The organism is [Clostridium] innocuum (assembly GCA_012317185.1).
GTDB classification, from domain to species: Bacteria; Bacillota_I; Bacilli_A; order Erysipelotrichales; family Erysipelotrichaceae; genus Clostridium_AQ; species Clostridium_AQ innocuum.
This window is the reverse complement of record CP048838.1, coordinates 3,512,159-3,531,585: the sequence shown is the minus strand read 5'-3', so window position 1 is coordinate 3,531,585 and position 19,427 is coordinate 3,512,159. Positions and strand designations below refer to the sequence as shown.

Sequence of the window (19,427 nt, the reverse complement as noted above, 5' to 3'; positions counted from 1 at the left end):
CTACAAGAAAATGACTGCTTTATTCTTTTCTTTCATGCGATACTGGCATAGTCTGCTTGTTGCACCGGTATTACAGTATTGTTTAAAGCTTTTCAAACATATCCTTAGGAACCGTACAGATCGGACATTTATAATCATCGCTTTCCTTTGTGATATCGCCCTCGTAGATATAACCGCAGATGGTACAGCGGTAGCGTATGCTTGCCTGTTCGATAACAGGCTCCTGTACAGGTGTGTCCTCCACCTTAACAAACATATCCTTAGGAACCGTACAGATCGGACATTTGTAATCATCGCTTTCCTTTGAGATATCGCCCTCGTAAATATAACCGCAGATGGTACAGCGGTAGCGTATGCTTTTCTGTTCAATAACAGGCTCCTGTACAGGTGTGTCCTCCACCTTAACAAACATATCCTTAGGAACTGTACAGATCGGACATTTGTAATCATCGCTTTCCTTTGTGATATCGCCCTCATACATATAACCGCAGATGGTACAGCGGTAGCGTATGTTCACAGTTGGCTCCTCAACCGGATTTTGTGTCGGAACATCCTCCTGAAACATGGCTTCATAGCGGGATGGATCCTCCTGTAAATCATTTCTTGCTTCATAATTTGTATGCAGCAGAGCCTCAGCAAGGTCACTGAGCGGCTTTCCATAGAACTCTTCATATACCTGTTGTATATGCGGATTATCATGGGAGTTGCGCAGTGTAATGGTGCTGTCCTTATCATACAGGGACTGAATTCTTGCCTTCCGAACAGTATCCATATCCTCGCCGATATGCTTTGTCTGTCCGCCGCCTGAAATACAGCCGCCCGGACAAGTCATAACCTCGACAAAATCAAAATGCTCACCGCTCTCTTTTATATGATGCAGAAATTTTCTGGCATTATCGGTTCCATGAACAACCGCCACCTTCAAAGGCAGCTCCTGAATCGTCAGTTCAGCCGTTTTAACACCCTCTAAACCACGCACAGCCTGCAGCTGGAGAAGATCTTCCTGCGGCTGCTTTTTTGTCAGAAAATAATATGCACTGCGAATCGCCGCTTCCATAACACCGCCGGTGTTTCCAAAGATAATGCCCGCACCGCTTCCTCTTGGCATTAAAGAATCATAATCGCTTTCTTCTACGCTTTCCAAATCCAGATTGCACGCTCGCATCCAGCTCGCCAGTTCCCTTGTAGTGACGACACGGTCGCAGTCCTGCGCTGGCTTGCGGTCCAGATAATTTGCGGCATCACTCAATTCCTCTCTCATGATTTCAAACTTTTTCGCTGTACATGGCGTGATGGCTACAACGTAAATATCATCTGCATCCAGACTTTCCTTCTCCGCAAACCATGTTTTGATGGTTGGCGCAAACATGGAAATCGGGGACTTGCTGGTGGATATGTTGGGCAGCAGCTCCGGGTAATAGGTTTCTGCAAATTTCACCCAGGCAGGGCAGCAGCTGGTAAACTGCGGCAGCGGCTGTTTCGTCTGTATACGCTCAATTAACTCACTTGCCTCCTCCATGATTGTTAAATCTGCGGCAAAGGTGGTATCAAACACATAATCGAATCCAAGTGCACGAAGACTGCCTACCATCTGCTCCTCTACATAGCTTCCCGGCTGCATACCGAATTCCTCTCCCAGAGAAACGCGGACACTTGGTGACGTGATGGCGATTACGGTTTTACTGCTGTCCTGAATGACAGACTGTACCTGCATCCAGTCCTGAATTTCTGTGATGGCACCGGTAGGGCAGACATTGGCGCATTGTCCGCAATGAATACAGATAGCAGTGTCACCGGTTTTTAAAAGATCGTAATGATGACCGACGGAAATCTGTTTCTGACATACGTCCCGGCACTGTCCGCATTTGATACAAAGACTTTCGATTCTGCGAATGGCCGGGTTTCCTTCCTCGATTGGAACCCGTACATCCATGGATAAATGTTTACTCATATGCTTATCTCCTCTATAACTAAATTAAGAATGATTCTTAATTGTAATTTAATTTTACCTTTTTCTGGAAAGGAAGTCAACTGTATTTTTATGTCTTTCGTGTAATCTGTAATCAGCTATTGAAATAGGTTGTGAATTTACCGCTGCACAGCGGCAAATGTAAATTTTTAATGAATGAAATAAAGGTGTAAGATAAAGGCAGTTAAAGAAGGAGTGAGATTATGATGATTGATACCGAGCAATATTCTTTTCAGCTGATATTACACAGCGGGAATGCGCGCAGCACTGCCTATGAAGCATTACAGCTTGTAAAAAGCAATGCATTTAAGGAAGGTGAAAAAAAGCTGAGCATAGCGAAAGAAGAAATGGTGGAGGCACAAAAGCTCCATGCGAAGCTGCTGCGCATCATGGCTAATCAGGAAGGTGAGCTGGATATGAATCTTCTACTGATTCACGCAGAAGATCACATTGCTTCCTCCTCCATCGCTGTGGAGATGAGTGGAGAGCTGATTGAGTTATATGAGAGGATGGAAAACTATGAGCGATAAATTTTTATGGGGTGGTGCGAGTGCCTCCTACCAATGTGAGGGGGCATGGAATCTGGATGATAAAGCAGAATCTATGTGGGATCATTACCTGCATGAAGAAGGGCTGGAAAACGGAGATATTGCAAGTGATCACTATCATCGGTTTGAAGAGGATATCCGTATGATGAAAGAGGGCGGGCAGAATGCATACCGGTTTTCGTTATCATGGCCTAGAATCATCAAAAATAAAGCAGGTGAGATAAATGAAAAGGGAATTGCTTTTTATCACCGGCTGCTGGATGCCTGTCATACATATGGAATTGAACCGTTTGTAACACTGTATCATTGGGATCTTCCACAGTATTGGGAGGATTGCGGAGGCTGGCAGAATGAAGAAGTTTGTGAGGCCTTTGAAACCTATGCCAGAGTATGCTTTGACAATTTTCATGAGAAGGTAAATCATTGGGTTACGTTCAATGAGCCGAAATGGTTTATAGCAAGCGGTTATTTAATTGGTAATTATCCGCCATGCAGACAGGATCCACAGGCGATGATTCATGCGGCTTATCATGTTATGTATGCCAGTGCACTTGGTGTTCGTGCATTCCGTCAGGGAAAATATCCCGGAACGATTGGTATTGTGCACAGCTTTACACCGGTGAACGGGGTCGATGACACGGTAAATACAAGGATCGCCATGCGCTATGCAGATAATTATTGCAACAACTGGATTCTGGATACTGCCGCCAAAGGAGAAATTCCGGTTGATTTGCTTAGTGAGCTGTCTAAAACGTATGATCTTTCAATGATAAAGCCCGCACAACTGCAGATTATCAAAGATTACACCGTTGATTTCCTGGGATTGAATTATTACTCGCGTACGCTGGTCAAGCCGTATACAGAAGGAGAAACCACCTTTATTGTGAACAATAGCGGAAAGCAGGGAAAGGGAAGCAGCAAAGTGATTGTCAAAGGCTGGTTTGAACAGGTTATGCATGATCCTGCCAGTACCTATACGGAATGGGATACTGAAATTTATCCAAAGGGACTAAAGGATGGTCTGCTTGAGGTGAAGAAGAAATACAATCTACCTGTCTATATTACAGAAAACGGAATCGGAATGTATGAGGATGTTACAGTGAAACAAGTGGAGGATGATTATCGTATATCCTTTATGAAGGATCATTTGCAGGCAATGCATGAGGCGATGGAGGCCGGTGCTGATGTACGCGGATATTTCGCATGGAGCTCCTTTGATTTGTATTCCTGGAAGAATGGTTGTGAAAAGCGGTATGGCCTGGTTGCCGTAGATTTTGAAAACGGGTTGCAGCGCAAACCGAAGAAGAGCTATTACTGGTTTAAAAATATGATTGAGCAGCAAAAGAGCTGAGACAGGGAGGAAAGACTATGAAAAAGATTATGCTGGTATGCAATGCGGGAATGTCAACAGGAATGCTGGCGAAACGTATTCAGGAGGCGAGTGAAGGTACGATGGAGGTTCATGCCTATGGGGAGGCAGAGTTCATCAATTATATGGATGGAGTGGATTTGATTCTGGTGGGTCCGCAGATTCGTCATCAGATTCCGACAATAGAAGCACAGGTAGCAGTTCCGGTTAAAGCCATTGCACCACAGCATTACGGGATGATGGATGGCAAGGGTGTATATAAAGAAATCAAAAAAATACTGAAAGACTGATGTATAGAAGGAGGAGAACAGTTATGAGTTTCGCTACATTTAACGAGAAGATAGAAAAACATATTCTGCCGCTGGCTAATAAGTTAAGTTCACAAAGGCATTTAAAAGCAATACGTGATGCATTCATTTCCTTAATGCCGATTACACTGATGGGTGGGGTGGCTGCCGTCATCGGTGCAGCACCGGTTACAGAGGAGACAACAAACGGCTTTCTTCTGGCATGGGCATCCTTTGCACAGGATAATGCTACGCTGCTGTCATGGATCAACGCATTAACACTGGGGGGAATGGCGGTTTATGTATGTATTGGTATTACCTATTTTCTGACGAAGCATTTCAAGCACGATGTATTGATGCCTACCATGCTTTCTGTATGTGGGTTTCTAATGCTCGTACTAACACCGCAGCAATTAGGCTGGGATGGAAAGATTGCGGAGATTTCCTATATGGATGGGCGCGGTCTCTTGCCGGCGATCATCATTGCGATTTTCACAGTAGAAGCATACCATTTCATGCGTTCCCATAATTGGGGAAGGATAACCTTACCGCCAAGCGTACCGGCATCATTATCTGAAACATTTGCATCACTGGTACCGGGCTTTATCATCATTTCATGCTATGTGGCAGTGTATGCTGTATTCCATGCGTTTAACACAACCTTTCCGGGGTTTATATACGGGGCGATGGCTCCTTCTTTCCAGGCAGCGGACAGTCTCCTGTTTACAGTGATTATGACCCTGCTGGTACACTTCTTCTGGTTTTTCGGTATCCATGATGCTGCCTTAGCTGGTGTATTGGGACCGATTCGTGATGGAAATCTGTCAATCAATGCAGCGGCGAAAGCTGCCGGAGAAGCTCTGCCACATGTATTTACAACACCATTCTGGGTATATTTCGTCATTATCGGAGGCTGCGGTTCTCTATTAGCATTAGCGATTCTGCTTGTTCGCTCAAAATCAAAGCAGCTGAAAACAGTGGGGCGTATTGGCATACTCCCATCCTTCTTCGGTATTGGTGAACCGATTATCTTCGGTGTGCCGATTATGCTGAATCCGTTTTATCTCATACCGTTTCTTATGACATCAACAGTGAATGCAGTCATAGCTTTTACCTTGATGAAGTATAACATCATAGGAAGAACATTTGCCATGCTTTCGTGGCAGATGCCATCCCTTCCGGGAGCATTTCTGTCAACGATGGATATTCGTGCACTGTTCCTGATTATTGCTCTGATTATTCTTGACATTGCCATGTATTATCCGTTCTTCAAGGCACATGAAAAACAGTGTGTTCGTTTGGAAGCCATGGAAGAAACAGAAGAATAAAACTATGTGAAAAGCACATCTCTGATGTGTTTTTTCGATATCTGAAATTTATGAAGAGGAGACTATTGCTATGAAGATATGTGAAGTTACAGCACTGCTGGAACAGGAGGGCACCTGGGTGCACCGCAATATGAAAACAAGAGATCATCTTCTGTTTGGAGATGATCAGCAGGAAGTGGGACGAATCGGAATATGCTGGGTAGCGAGCAAAGGCGCGATACTGGCAGCAGTGAAACAAAAGGTCAATTTCATCATAACGCATGAAAATCCGTTTTATCAATGCTCTACACAGATGCATACAGCTGCAATCAAAGCGGCAGAAGAAAAGAAAAGGATATTGCAGGAGCATGGAATCAGCGTTTACCGCTGTCATGATGTGTGGGACTGTATTAAGGAATACGGCGTTGCAGATCAATGGGCTTTCAGGCTTGGATTCAAATTTGAAGAGCGTATTGTATCCTCTTACTATCAGGCGGCATCCATACCTGAAATGACTGCGGAGGCACTGGCACATCATGTCGCTAAAGTCTTACGTCAGGATGGTGAACAGGGAGTTTATATGTTTGGGGATCCACAAAAAAAGATTCATCGAATTGCCATCGGATGTGGCGCCGCAACGAATCTTTATGAGCTTCTGGAATTTTATCCGGATGCGGTCATCGTTAGTGACGACGGCATCAACAATTATGATGCTGCACAGTATGCAATCGATCAGCATATTCCAATGATTGTTGTAAATCACGCAGGCTGTGAGATAGCGGGATGCAAGGCTATGGTGCCATGGCTGATGAGACATTTACACAGCAGTTCCATCTGTTATCTGGATGAAGGTTACACGATTCACTATTATACAACAAATAGCTAAAGTGAGCTGAAGGTATCCAGAAAGCCGGATAATGTGGTCTGACGCAGCAGCAGCTTGACGTTGCTGACATCATTGAGAAGACTTACCAGCTGTTCAAAGATATCCTCGAAATCACGATTATGCCCGGGACATAAGGAGAATAGAAAAATGATACGAACCTTCTTACTCTGCCATACAATAGGATGCTTAAGTGTACATACGGCAATAGCATTGCGAAATGCACATTTCTCAATGGGATGAGGTATCGCGAACAGGTTCCCATATGCTGTGGGGGCGATCCGTTCTCTTTCTATGACTTTGTCATAGAATTCTTCATCACAGCAGCCTGCTTCCATGAGTCGGTCGCATAAAAAACGGATTACATCCCGATCACTGGTAAAATCCATTTCTGTAAAAAAGAGCTGTTCATCAAAAAACTGTCCAAGCTGCTGCAACCGCTTGGAGGGATGTTCTTCCTTTGATAGCAGCATGAGAATCTGTTCGATTTCCGCATCATGCAAGAAATTACTGCAGGTGTATATCGGGATATCTGTATGCAGCTTCATAGGCATGGTTGAAACGATTAGATCTGCTGTAAGCTCGTCAATCTGAGATGTTTCAAAGATGGATACACATCGAATGACCTCAATAAGAAAATGACTGGTAGCATTTGTCAGCCTCGATATCAAATATTGATTTTGTGCTCTGCCCAAAGAGGTGATCAATATGATGTTTCTGGTCAGTTTCTGCTGGATTTTTTCTACCGCATTCATGAGGTGCAGTGTCAGATAACCTATTTCATCCTCAATCAGCGCACAATGAAATTTTTGCTGTATACGGGATGCTACATAAACACTCATATCATATAAAAATGGAAAATGCTGTTTTGTATCCTGAATGAGAGGATTGCTTAAAAAGGAATTGGTTTTTATACGTGCATCAAGACCCAGTAGGTGAACAAGCAGGCTGTCACGGAAGGATTCGTTCTGTGACAGGTCGATATCATAAATCTGCTTGATATCCCTTATAATATCCTCAATAAACTGTTCGTAATCCTGAATTTTTTCTGATGTAATCCGAGATATTTTCCCTGAAAACAGCAAGGCTAGATAATTTAATTCCGAGGAGGACAGGATGATATGCTGCTGTTCATATAAGCCTTTGTAAAATTCTTCAGCCAGCTTTTGTGATTTTTCTTCTGCTTGTTCTTTGGGGTTATTGATGTCCCAGCCCTTTGCAATGCGTTCCATCATAACAGCGATATGAAGAATAAATGAAAAAATCTCAAAATCCCGCATGCCCAGATGGTGCTTTCGATTAAAGCTTACGATGTAGCTTTTTAATTCTAAAATATTGCAGGAGCTGAAGAAGCCTGTGTAATTGCGGATATCAAAATCATATTCCTGAATCTCGTGAACGAGGAAGCAGGAATATACAAGTCTTCTCTGTTTCTCATCACAGTCTATCTGTACCTGACTGTTGATTCGCTGAATGCTAATGTTTTCGTATCGTGTATGTATGATGTGATTCAATTCCTGCAGGGTTTTATCTAGCGTTGATTCGCTGATGTAGTATGCATCTGCCAGTTCATAGTAATTCACCTGATCGCAGGAAAGCAGTTGCTTCAGAATATGAAACTTTCGGCTGCCACTATCAGACTCTACATCCATCACGTCGTCTGGAAGCTGATTATTTGGATTTAATTGATAGCCTTTTCCCTTCCAGGAGAGTATGAACGGTTCGTCGAACAGATCATTGATCTGCCGAATTTCATTGCGAATGGTACGCTGCGATAGCTGCAGATCCTTTGCTAAATCGTCCGCTCTGCGGAATTCACTGGGATGATTGTGCAGACATGCAACCAGTTTTTTCTGTCGTTTTGTCATTTGTAGCATTTATGCTCACCTCATATGTCCATTATACCGATTCATATATCTTTACACAAGCTATATTCCGCTTATCTGGGATAAGAGGGTGGAGAAGGCGGTAGTTCACGTTGAAAGAGATGCGAACACGTGAAAAAGATAGCTAGTTCATGTCTCTACCTATAATCATAGAAAGCGGATATACTGCAGATTAAACAATTATGAAGAAAAATATAAAAGCGTATTGACTTGGTGTTTGCCGTGCCCTGATGCTGGAGGATATTCAGCACTGCTTATTTATGAAGAAAAGTATCATGAATTTAAGCTTGCTGTCATGCATTTCGTCTGAGGCCTTCCCATCACTGTACAGCGTATGCGTAAGGATAGGAATCGTCAGATTGAATAGGTGCTGTCTTCCATTGATGAAGCTCCTGTAAAAAGGAAATGTCAGCCGCTCTGTCTGGTTTTTCCTTTCATAATATTTCTATGGATAAAGGAACCAAGATCGTATGGTTTTGAAAATACTATCCGGTTTCTTTTTTCATATGTTCTGTTTCTATGTGCGGGAATGTTTCTATTTGTAAGAGCACCTTGCGGCTGTCTTTCTAACTGTATCGCATACAGCTGCTTTTTACTTTCCATACAACCGCTGATACAATGAACTGTTTGCCGACTGGCTCTATGCCGAAAGAAGCGTGTTCTACCTGACTATCATTACTCCTTTGCAAACGTGTCTGATTTTCTTCAAAACAGATGCAAGCTTTCCAAAAAAAGGGTATAATGTTTATTGTATATGATTTTGGAGGTTGATACATATGTCCAGCATAGACAAGGCGATTGGTGTCTTTGACTCAGGTCTGGGAGGAATCAGCGTGTTGAAGGAACTGCGTTCTCTTATGCCGCAGGAGGATTACCTCTATTACGGTGATTCCAGCTTTGCTCCCTATGGTGTAAAAACAAAAGAGGAAATAACGAAGCGTTGTCGCAGCATCTGTGCGTTTTTTATCAGCCAGGGTGTCAAGGCCGTTGTCATTGCCTGCAATACGGCAACCAGTGCCTGTGTGAAGGAGCTTCGCACCCTGTATCCCGATCTTCCGATTGTCGGAATGGAACCGGCATTAAAGCCCGCTGTAAATGGCAGACATCAGCAGCATGTTCTTGTACTCGCAACACAGTTTACACTGAAGGAAAAAAAGTTTGAACAGCTGATGTCCCGCTTTGATGAAGATAATACCATTTACCGGCAGCCGTGTCCAAAGCTGGTGGAGCTTGTTGAGGCGGGCAGACTGGAGGATGAAGCAGCGGTAAACAGTGCGCTTCGTGAATACCTAAAGCCCTACGATATGGAACGCATGGACAGCATTGTCCTAGGCTGTACACATTTTGTGTTCTACCGCAGCCAGCTTCGAAATCTCATTGGTGATCATATCGCACTTGTGGATGGCAATGCAGGTACTGCACGTCATGTGCAGGAGCTGCTGCAGGAACGAGGCATTTGCAGAAAGCCTTCCTCTGCCGTAGGTGAGGTACGCATATACAATTCCCTGAACAAGGAGGCTATTCTGAAGCTTTCCCGCGAGCTTCTGGAAAGATAAGATAAATCGGCAGTATTGGAGTTGTCTTTATCATGAATACGAATTATAATAGAAGATAGTGAACAACGGAGGTAGACTATGAGAGAAAATGCTTGGAAAAAGTATGATGAAGCAGGATTGAAGGAAGTATTCGAATATTGTGAAGGATATAAAAAATATATTTCCGACTGCAAGACTGAACGTGAATGTGTAAGTGAAAGTATCCGGATTGCAGAAACCTACGGATATCGCAATCTGGAGGATGTCATCAAAAACAAAGAAACGCTGAAAAGCGGTGATAAGGTGTATGCCAACAATATGGGCAAGGGAATTGCACTGTTTCTGATCGGTGAGGAGCCGATGGCTGCCGGATGCAATATTCTGGGAGCACATGTGGATTCCCCGCGTCTGGATATCAAACAGAATCCTTTGTATGAGGATAAGGAATTCGCAATGCTGGATACGCATTATTACGGCGGTATCAAAAAGTATCAGTGGGTAACCCTGCCGCTGGCGCTGCATGGTGTAGTCGTGAAGAAGGACGGAACGGTTATCGAGCTGAATATCGGTGAGGATGACAGCGATCCAATCGTAGGAATCAGCGATCTGCTGGTACACCTGTCAGCGGATCAGATGAGCAAAAAGGCAAGCAACGTCATCGAGGGTGAAGACCTGAATGTAACCATCGGAAGCATGCCGCTGGATGGTGAGGAAAAGGATGCTGTCAAGGCAAACATTCTGAAGCTGCTGAAGGAAAAATATGATTTTGAAGAGGATGATTTTGTATCTGCGGAAATCGAGGTCGTACCTGCCGGAAAGGCAAGAGATTACGGCCTGGATCGCAGTATGGTGGCCGGATACGGACATGATGATCGCATCTGCGCCTATACCTCTATGATGGCACAGCTGGAAACAGAATCCGTTAAACGCACGGCTGTGACACTGCTGGTTGATAAGGAAGAGGTCGGAAGCATCGGTGCTACCGGTCAGCATTCCCGCTTCTTTGAAAACACCGTGGCAGAGGTTATGGATCGTCTTGGTGAGTACAGCGAGCTGAATGTGCGTCGTGCACTGAAAAATTCCAAGATGCTGAGCAGTGATGTTTCCGCTGCGTTTGATCCGAATTATGCAGCAGTAAACGAAGAGAAAAACTCTGCATTCATGGGACATGGTCTGGTATTCAATAAATATACAGGCTCCCGCGGTAAGGGTGGCTGCAACGATGCCAATGCCGAATATATGGCAGAGCTGAGAAACATCATGGATTCTGAAAATGTAACCTTCCAGACTGCAGAGCTTGGTAAGGTTGACCAGGGCGGCGGAGGAACAATCGCCTATATTCTGGCACAGTATAACATGGAGGTCATTGACAGCGGTATCGCACTGCACAATATGCACGCGCCATGGGAGATTGCCAGCAAAATTGATATCTGGGAAGCGACTAAGGGCTATAAGGCATTCCTGAAGCACGCATAAGCTTTCTATATATACCGTCAATGCTGTATGGATGATATACACTTGTATACTTCATCTGTACAGCTTTTTGTTACTCCATAATAGCGGATAAGAATACGGCAATTACCTGTCGGGGGATGAAGGAACGGTGGTTCCAATCAGAGCATACTATGAATACGGCTGATGTGGTTCCTGCAGTGTGTATTAACGATGCATCAGGGGACATGGTCATGAATAACCGGTTTGTAACATCTGATAGATACGCTTTGCTTTATATTCGCTATAAGATTATCTATGGTGGCGTGCCTTCAACAGAGCTTATGCCGCAAAGAAAAACGGCTGCTTTGACAGCCGTCTGATTTTCTATATGTATTATTGTATAAAGGAAGCTTTCCTGAACCCGCAAGAAGGGAGGGATGTTAATCGGCATAGGCTTCATCAAAATCCGCTTCCTGTACAAAGGGCTCCATCGTAAACAAATCCATGATTTCGTCCTTGCTCATGCTGGTAATGCTTGATTCACTGCTGCTGATGAAGGTGTCGCTCAGGATATGCTTTCGCTCCTGCAGCTTCATGATCTTTTCCTCGATGGTATCCTTCATAATCAGCTTATATACCTGTACATCCTTCGTCTGACCGATGCGATAGGCACGGTCAGTTGCCTGATTCTGGGCGGAAAGGTTCCACCACGGGTCATAATGAATGACGATTTCTGCATTGGTCAGATTCAAGCCGGTGCCGCCTGCCTTTAATGAAATCAGGAAGACGTCAGCTTCCCCGTTCTGAAATTTTTCCACATAGGCATGCCGCAGCTCCTTTTTGGTTTCCCCTGTCAGCTTCAGATACCGTATATTTTCTACACGCAGCTGTTCCTCAATCAGCTCCAGCATGGAGGTGAAGCTGGAAAACAGTAATACACGGCGGCCGCTGTTTCGGGCGTTTAGCAGCAGATCCATACAGCCGCGAAGCTTGGTAGAGGGCAGCGTGACATTTTCATACAGCAAACGCGCATCACAGCAGATTTCCCGGAGTCTGGTCATCATGGCCAGTACCTGAAATTTATCAACCTCCTCCATCTGCATTTTCTTTTGTAAATCCTGATTGATGGATACCAGATTGGCATAATAGATTTTCTTTTCCTCTGCATTGAATTCCTGAAAATATACCTGTTCCATCTTATCCGGAAGATCCTGCAGCACATCCTTCTTGATCCTTCGCAGAATAAACGGATCCACCATACGCTTCAGCTGTGTCTGTGCCTTCTCATTCCCGTTTTTGATAATTTCACGTTCAAACAGCTCACGGAAGCGATGATAGTTATACAGATAACCCGGCATTAGGAAATCAAAGATACTCCACAGCTCGGAAAGGGAATTTTCAATCGGTGTTCCGGTTAATGCAAACCGGTAGGAGCCCTTCAGCTGCTTCACTGCAATCGCATTTTTGGTTGTATGGTTTTTGATATACTGCGCTTCATCCAGCAGAATGGCGGTAAAGGTGTGCCCGTCATAGCGCTCATAATCTCTGCGCAGATAATCATAGCTGGTGAAGATGACATCATATCCGTGCAGCTCTCTGATTTTCTGCTGGCGCTGCGTATTGGTTCCCTGTATGCAAAGGGCACGCAGATCAACGGCAAATTTCTGAATCTCATCCTTCCAGTTGTAAATCAAAGAGGCAGGGCAGATGACGATGGAGCAGGGAAGATCATGATCCTGATGCATGCTTTCCAGCCATGCAATGACCTGAAGTGTTTTTCCCAGACCCATATCATCAGCGAGGATACCGCCGAATCCATAGGCGCTCATTGTTTTCAGCCACTGGTAGCCTGTTTTCTGGTAATCGCGCAGGATGGCATCATAATGCGGGTTCAATGGATAGGCTCCGGCTTCCACACTGCGCAGCTGTTCCATCATCGTATGGAAGGCAGTTCCCCGCATGACCTCGACATGATCGCTGTGCTCTGCGAAATCATCCAGCTGAAAGGCATGGAACGTATCCACCTGCAGGGTATGATTTTTTAAATCCTGCGGTGTCAGATGCAGCTGCTGCAGCAGCTCGTCGGTTTCCTGCAGACCCTCGGATTGCAGATAAATGAGGTCGCCGTTTTTGAGTCGGTGATATTTTTTCTTTTTACGATAAGAACGCAAAACACTGTATAATTCATCTCTTGGAATATCCACACTGGTGACATCCAGCTCCAGCAGACGGTTTTTCATACGGACACCAACATTCATATGTACCTTTTTCGGTGCCTCCATCTGCTTCAGCGCATCACTGATATATACAGTGCACATCTGATTCAGGTATTCCAGACCCTGTTTGACAAAGGCCTGTGCATATGCGGCATGCTCATCAATATAGGCTATATGGGAATCCGGATCCAGACGTGTTGCATAGGTTTCGATATACTGGCGGATATGATCCAGCTCCAAAGAGGAATCGGCATGCGGTGCAAACGCATTCTGGGAGGGGCTGTCCTCGTAATGATAGAGCAGGCGGATGGAGATATCACCGTTATCCTCCAAATCGACATAGCAGTCAATCTCCATTGGATACGGCATAAAGGTATCCAGAGAAATACCTTCAAAATGCACGTATTCCCGTATTGCCGGGATGACATAGGTACAGAAGCGGATCATATCATCCTTATGTATCAGAATCTGGCGATCCTCACGCAGCTCCTCCAGCATATCATGCAGCTGTTCGCTCAGCTCTGAGGAAAAGCGCTGCAGAACACCGTCTTCCATATAATACCAGCGGTTTTCTCCACGCAGAAGCTGATCGAGGGACAGCAGCGTGGTGATGACAAAAAAGTCCTCCTGCATATCGATGCGCAGTCCGATTTCCTGCCGGTCCTCATCCGCAAACTGCAGATCGATGCACTCCGTGGCATCATTGCTGTAAAGCTCATAAAAATCATCCATGGATTTTGAATCAATTGTAATCTGCTTGCGGCTGGAGCCGTAGCCATAAGAATACTGTGTTTCATGCTCCTTGACATACTGCTTTAAAAAATTGATCTGTGCCTGAGCAGCTTCATCAAAGGCCTGCATGTGATGAGTGAATTTCAGCTGGCGCCCGTAATCAACTTCCAGCTGCCTGTCTATGGCATCAAGAAATCCGCTGATGCTGCGTATGACATATTTTCGTTGAATACCAATCTTAAAATCCAGTGTAAGCTCATGGTCATATGCGGCATGAGCGTGCAGCTGTACCTTGTCAAGAAGAGTGTTCGCCTGAAATTTCGCCAGATCCTTTCGGGCGTAGCGGTCGATAAAGGAACGCGAGCGCTCCAGCATCTGCTGCTCCAGATAGCGGCGAAAGGCATCCTCCCTCTGGTTCAGCGGGCTGTAGGTGAAGGGGAAGGACTCCGGCTTTAGATCGTACACAATCAGCAGGACAACACCGATATGTCCACAGGCAAGCTCCTGCTGCTCGCAATACGGACATTCACAGGAGAAATCCAGAATTTCACCCGCACTATTCAGCAGAACGGTGCAGTGATTCTCGTATCCGTACACGTTAACGACAGCATTTATTTCATATAGAAAGCCCGGAATGCTTTCCTTAATCACAATTTCATCCACAACATCCTGATCATGGTAACGCAATGCGATCTTCCAGTTTTTGGTATTGAAAAAACGCTGAATTTCAGAATCAAGTATCTTCATGAGATCCCTCCTGTATCTTCTGCTATTGTACCAGAAAACACAACTGTTCGAAAGTATGGAAATGTGGTTTTATTTGTTAATGGGGATTGCACAAAGATACGAACCCCATATGAGGACCTTACCTTGCCAAGAATATGTCAAAAAGCATATAGTCAACATGTCATTCAACTGCGATCTGCAAGCTGTCAGTAAATGAACGCACATCCTCGCGAAAAGAGGGAGGATGCGTTCATATTTTGTACCGCTATATCCAGCGCAAAGTATGTTCAAGCAAATGAGCATGCATAACAAGAGCCTTCTAATTCCAATGGAAAAGAACTGTACGTTATCAATGGAACCGGCTTTTCGTATATTGTAAAAAGCATCCTGTAAAACAGATACCACAGAAACACACAACGCTGTGTGAGCGGGTCTTGCTTACAGGATGCTTTTGATGATAGCCTAACGTGAATCCTACCGGGATGGATAGCTTGCGATAGCACCTTCCTTTGTTACAGAAATACTGCAAAATTTATTACACATATCCAAGTAGCTTTTTAATTGCTGTTCGCTTAATCCATCCAAATCAGAAGCATGAATATCATCTTTGGATAGATGATACAGTAAACATCCGATAAAACCATCTCCTGCACCGGTGGTATCAACTGCTTTTACCTCAATACCATCCGCGTATGCCGTATTGTATTTCGTATAGGCAGCTGCACCGTCTTTTCCGGCAGTGTAAATCAGTAATTTTACACCGGAATCAAATATATATTGTACATGTTCTTCTATATGATCGCTTCCAAATATAAAGGAAACCTCTTCATCACTGATTTTTAAGATATCAGCAAAGTGCATATATTCGTGAATAGTTCTTCTCAGATATTCGTGATCGTCGAATAAAGGAAGACGGACATTCGGATCAAAGGATACAAGTAGATTTTTCCTCTTTGCCAGTTCCAATGCTCGATTATGAGCTTTTTTCATAGGGAAATCACCAAGGGAAACCGAACAGAAATGCAAACCATAGCAATCTTCAAACCAGCTTTCCTCTATATCCTTCTCTGATAAAAGCATATCCGCACCCATATTCCGATAAAATGAAAACTCTCGATTTGCATGTTCGTCCAGGGCTACAAATGCCAAAGATGTATTTGCGGCATTCGTTTGTTTTATATACTCTGTATGAATATGGAATCGTTGCATTTCCTTTATGATTTTTTCACCAAAGGCATCCTTGCCAAGCATGGTAATCATAGCGCTTTCTCCACCTAATGCGGTATATGCTCCGCATACATTCAACGGTGCCCCTCCGACTTTTGGTTGAAAGCCTTCTACATCCATAATTCTTACTGTATTGCTTGGAATCATATCAATCAACGCTTCTCCGATTGCTAATAATTTTTTCATAGTATATTGAATCCTCTCATGTTGTATGTTACAAATCGCTTTATATTCTCGCTTGTTACGTGTAAGCTGTGCTCATCATCATAAAATCGTGAGGTCATTGTGTATTCACCTTCATTGATGAAAATTTCCAATACAGATTCATCAATGAATACAGAAACATGACGGATTTCTATGGGCGTAATGCATCTTTCCTGCCGATTGCAGCTGCATGCAGATAAATCCAGTGTGAATTTATGATTTCTATACACGCAGCGTATCGCATTCATTTGTAGCGAAAAATCGGAGTCTGCATCCCATTCGATATTGCAGGATTTACCGATTACAAAATCATTCGTATACAGCTTCCTATCTGTTCTCAAAGCCAGGATTTCCTGTATCGGCTTTTGGATGATTCGCTTATCAAAGAAAATGGAGCGGGGCATCGTCAGGGTCTGATTCCATGCTTCATAACGATCGATATATGCATTATCCGGCATCCCAATCCAGGCAATCAGTATATTACGATCTGCGTTGTAAAACGTTTGCGCTGCGTAAAAATCAAATCCATAATCAAGTGTCTGATAATCAATCAGTTGCCGATTGCTGATTTTATAATATCCGCAATCATATACATTATGAAATTCATAGCCCTGCTTTTTTAAACCCTGCGGACTGCATAAAAGGAATGCTTCCCCTTGTAATTGCAGGTAGTCCGGACATTCTATCATGAATCCTGTATCTTTTGCCGGTACATAGCGATGAGCATACTTCCATGATTCTAAATCATCACTCACATACTCCAATACACAGCCGGTGTCATTTTTCAATCTTGCACCTAAAATTAAATGATAGCGGCCATCCTTCATAAACAGCTTGGGATCTCTGACATGCCTTGTACAATCCTTTGGAAAGTCACTGTTTCGCAGTAAACATTTTTTATGTTCAAAGGTTATTCCATCACGGCTTTCCACTCGCATTACATTATGCTCTCTTCCCTCATGAATAAAATCATAGGGGCCCTCATATTTTACATTACCGGTATAAAATACATACAGTATGTCATCTCTGATGATTGCACTTCCTGAATATGCGCCGTTCTTATCGTATTTGGAATCCGGAGAAACAGCCGTAGCATGACGTGTATAGGTTTGAAAATCCTTCGTTGCATAATGACCCCATGCTTTATTGACACTTCCATCCATACTGTTTTCATCTGCCTGGTAGAAAATGTGATAATTTTCTTTAAAATAAACCAAGCCGTTCGGATCATTCAGCCAGCCCCTTCGAGGCATTACATGATAGTTTAAGTTCTTCTGCGCCATGCTTCTACATTATCCCTCTGATAAATGCTGCCATCATATTCCATGCTTTTTCGGATTCCTCTGGCATAAATTCATCAAACCATTCATGGGTGAAGCCATGGCGGCAATTTGCAAATTCAACATAGGTTACATCTCCTCCCGCCTTCTGCATTTTATCTGCATATGCCTTTTCTTCTTTTTTTAAAGAATCGTATTCCGCACTCAGGATCAGGGTTTTCGGCAAATCATGCAAATCAGCGAGTAGGGGAGAGGCGAGTTCATCATTCAGCTCATCAAAGCTATTATAATACCAGTTGATATACTGCAGCATTCTATTTTCGGATATCGCCTTTGAAGGGTCCTTCGCTTTTCTGAATTCTGCACGGATTTCCTGTCGCAATGGCGGATAATCTAAAATGGCTCCTTTGATACCGAGTTCTTTTCTGTCTCGGTCAATCAGTGTCAAGCAGGCGGAAATATAACCGCCTGCACTATGTCCCATTACGACAACATGCTCTTTATCAATCCTTACTTCATCACAGCGTTTTCGTATTTCAGCGATTGCTTCATAGCTGGAAAATAAAGGCTTTGGATATTTAAATTCCGGGGCAACAACATAGTCTACATTAAAGATAGCACAGCCGGTTAAATCCGCCAATAAACGGCAATATTTTCCATCCTGCTCATAGTATCCCAATACATTGCCTCCACCATGATAGTTAAATACCGGCTTTAAAATCTGCTTCCCATCCCAACTCAAGGGACGATAAATCGACATATCCACATATCCTGCGGTTTTTGTTTTTACACAGACTTTTTCGAATATACCATTCATTTTTTCATTATAAATCAGATCAGCATATTTTATTTCTTTGCTCATTCGATATTCAAAAATCGTATAATCTTCTTTTCTCATTTTACTTTTCACCTATCCTGTTCATCCAATAATCTGCCAGAGAAATCCAACTGTTCAAATGATGATCGATCATCTCATCCCTTTTATGCGTTAAACTGTTTTCCAATGCTTTTCCATGCTCGCCATGACCAAATAAGTGATACTCCGCAGATATGCCATATTCCAACAGCTTTGAAATAAAGCGTGTGGAATTTCCAGCATCAATGACTGGATCATCAATGGAATGCCAGAGAAACATCGGTACGGTATCCTGTGAAATATAATTTATCAAATTCACTTTTTCGACATCCTTCTGTGATGGAAAATCTGATTGATAAAGAACATAATTCATAATATGCTGTACCTTTTCGACAGCTTTTAAAGGATGCTTTTTGAAAAATTCATCACTATTCGGAACCAGGAACGGATAGCCTAAAACAATTCCGGCTGCCTTCAGTTCATCTTTTTTCGGGAGAAAGCTTAATTGCTTTACGATTGCGGGGTCATTCCATCGTACACCACAAGATGCACACACATGTCCGCCTGCAGAAAATCCCATTAAGAAAATTCGGTTTTTATCTATGTTCCATTCATCGGCATGCTCTTTTACAATATGTAAAGCTTCCAGCATTTCAACAGCTTGCAGCGGATATACTGCAGATTTTATAATGCCTTTTTCCGGTCGCGAGCGATCTGAGCCTACCGAATATTTTAAAACAAATACCTGATACCCCATTTGCATGAATTGAATAGCCACCGGTTCACTTTCCTTTGTCGCATGAACGGCATACGCGCCACCCGGTGCCACAAGGATTGCAGGTCGCTTTCTGTATTCACAATAATTGATTTCCGAATCCATAATATACGTATCAGCATACGCACCACTCGGTAATGTAAGCCTTGTATTTATCATAGAACACTCCTTTGTGTATCTGAGCTATAGGAAG

15 protein-coding genes are annotated in these 19,427 nt (G+C 43.5%); 8 read left to right on the top strand and 7 right to left on the bottom strand.

The genetic code is table 11. From position 1 onward, the window contains the following. Positions 1-82: 82 nt before the first annotated feature. A complete protein-coding gene (locus G4D54_17250; protein QJA04062.1) occupies positions 83-1,951 on the bottom strand; it encodes a 4Fe-4S binding protein in 1,869 nt (622 codons plus the stop codon). A gap of 221 nt (positions 1,952-2,172) precedes the next feature. Between G4D54_17250 and G4D54_17245 the strand changes: the two genes are divergently transcribed. The 5 genes from G4D54_17245 (at position 2,173) to G4D54_17225 (ending at position 6,366) form a co-directional block, all read left to right on the top strand. Next, positions 2,173-2,499, top strand: coding sequence for a PTS lactose/cellobiose transporter subunit IIA (locus tag G4D54_17245; protein ID QJA04061.1), 327 nt, complete (start codon positions 2,173-2,175; stop codon positions 2,497-2,499). Continuing rightward, positions 2,489-3,868 carry a glycoside hydrolase family 1 protein gene (locus tag G4D54_17240; protein QJA04060.1) on the top strand — a complete coding sequence of 460 codons (1,380 nt, stop codon included), beginning with the start codon at positions 2,489-2,491 and terminating at the stop codon, positions 3,866-3,868. Before G4D54_17245 ends, G4D54_17240 begins: the two co-directional genes overlap by 11 nt. 17 nt (positions 3,869-3,885) lie before the next feature. Continuing rightward, positions 3,886-4,176 carry a PTS sugar transporter subunit IIB gene (locus G4D54_17235; GenBank protein ID QJA04059.1) on the top strand — a complete coding sequence of 97 codons (291 nt, stop codon included), beginning with the start codon at positions 3,886-3,888 and terminating at the stop codon, positions 4,174-4,176. Between the two features lie 23 nt (positions 4,177-4,199). Continuing rightward, positions 4,200-5,501: a PTS sugar transporter subunit IIC gene (locus G4D54_17230; GenBank protein QJA04058.1), complete on the top strand. Its 1,302-nt coding sequence runs from the start codon at positions 4,200-4,202 to the stop codon at positions 5,499-5,501. A 70-nt stretch (positions 5,502-5,571) separates the two neighbouring features. Beyond that, positions 5,572-6,366: an NGG1p interacting factor NIF3 gene (locus G4D54_17225; GenBank protein ID QJA04057.1), complete on the top strand. Its 795-nt coding sequence runs from the start codon at positions 5,572-5,574 to the stop codon at positions 6,364-6,366. Here G4D54_17225 and G4D54_17220 read toward each other — a convergent pair. Next, positions 6,363-8,240: a transcription antiterminator gene (locus tag G4D54_17220; protein ID QJA04056.1), complete on the bottom strand. Its 1,878-nt coding sequence runs from the start codon at positions 8,238-8,240 to the stop codon at positions 6,363-6,365. The genes G4D54_17225 and G4D54_17220 overlap by 4 nt on opposite strands. A 785-nt stretch (positions 8,241-9,025) precedes the next feature. Here G4D54_17220 and murI point away from each other — a divergent pair. The 3 genes from murI (at position 9,026) to G4D54_17205 (ending at position 11,598) form a co-directional block, all read left to right on the top strand. After that, complete coding sequence (murI, locus tag G4D54_17215) at positions 9,026-9,805, top strand: glutamate racemase (GenBank protein QJA04055.1); 780 nt, start codon at positions 9,026-9,028, stop codon at positions 9,803-9,805. Between the two features lie 78 nt (positions 9,806-9,883). Next, the gene (locus G4D54_17210) at positions 9,884-11,260 is read left to right on the top strand and encodes an aminopeptidase (protein QJA04054.1); all 1,377 of its coding nucleotides are present in this window, start codon (positions 9,884-9,886) and stop codon (positions 11,258-11,260) included. Positions 11,261-11,409: 149 nt separating this feature from the next. Then, positions 11,410-11,598: a hypothetical protein gene (locus G4D54_17205; GenBank protein QJA04053.1), complete on the top strand. Its 189-nt coding sequence runs from the start codon at positions 11,410-11,412 to the stop codon at positions 11,596-11,598. 60 nt (positions 11,599-11,658) lie between these two features. Here the strand turns inward: G4D54_17205 and G4D54_17200 are convergent, their stop codons facing one another. From G4D54_17200 to G4D54_17180, 5 genes are all read right to left on the bottom strand, one after another. Continuing rightward, on the bottom strand, positions 11,659-14,913 hold the full coding sequence (locus G4D54_17200) for a DEAD/DEAH box helicase family protein (protein QJA04052.1): 3,255 nt from the start codon (positions 14,911-14,913) through the stop codon (positions 11,659-11,661). A 453-nt stretch (positions 14,914-15,366) separates the two neighbouring features. Beyond that, positions 15,367-16,305, bottom strand: coding sequence for a carbohydrate kinase (locus G4D54_17195; GenBank protein ID QJA04051.1), 939 nt, complete (start codon positions 16,303-16,305; stop codon positions 15,367-15,369). Beyond that, positions 16,302-17,606 carry a glycoside hydrolase family 32 protein gene (locus tag G4D54_17190; protein ID QJA04050.1) on the bottom strand — a complete coding sequence of 435 codons (1,305 nt, stop codon included), beginning with the start codon at positions 17,604-17,606 and terminating at the stop codon, positions 16,302-16,304. The genes G4D54_17195 and G4D54_17190 overlap by 4 nt, the downstream gene beginning before the upstream one ends. 4 nt (positions 17,607-17,610) lie before the next feature. Next, positions 17,611-18,501: an alpha/beta hydrolase gene (locus G4D54_17185; GenBank protein QJA04049.1), complete on the bottom strand. Its 891-nt coding sequence runs from the start codon at positions 18,499-18,501 to the stop codon at positions 17,611-17,613. 1 nt (position 18,502) lies between these two features. Beyond that, positions 18,503-19,393 (bottom strand): alpha/beta hydrolase, encoded by an 891-nt coding sequence (locus tag G4D54_17180; GenBank protein ID QJA04048.1) that lies wholly within the window; start codon positions 19,391-19,393, stop codon positions 18,503-18,505. Positions 19,394-19,427 lie beyond the last annotated feature (34 nt).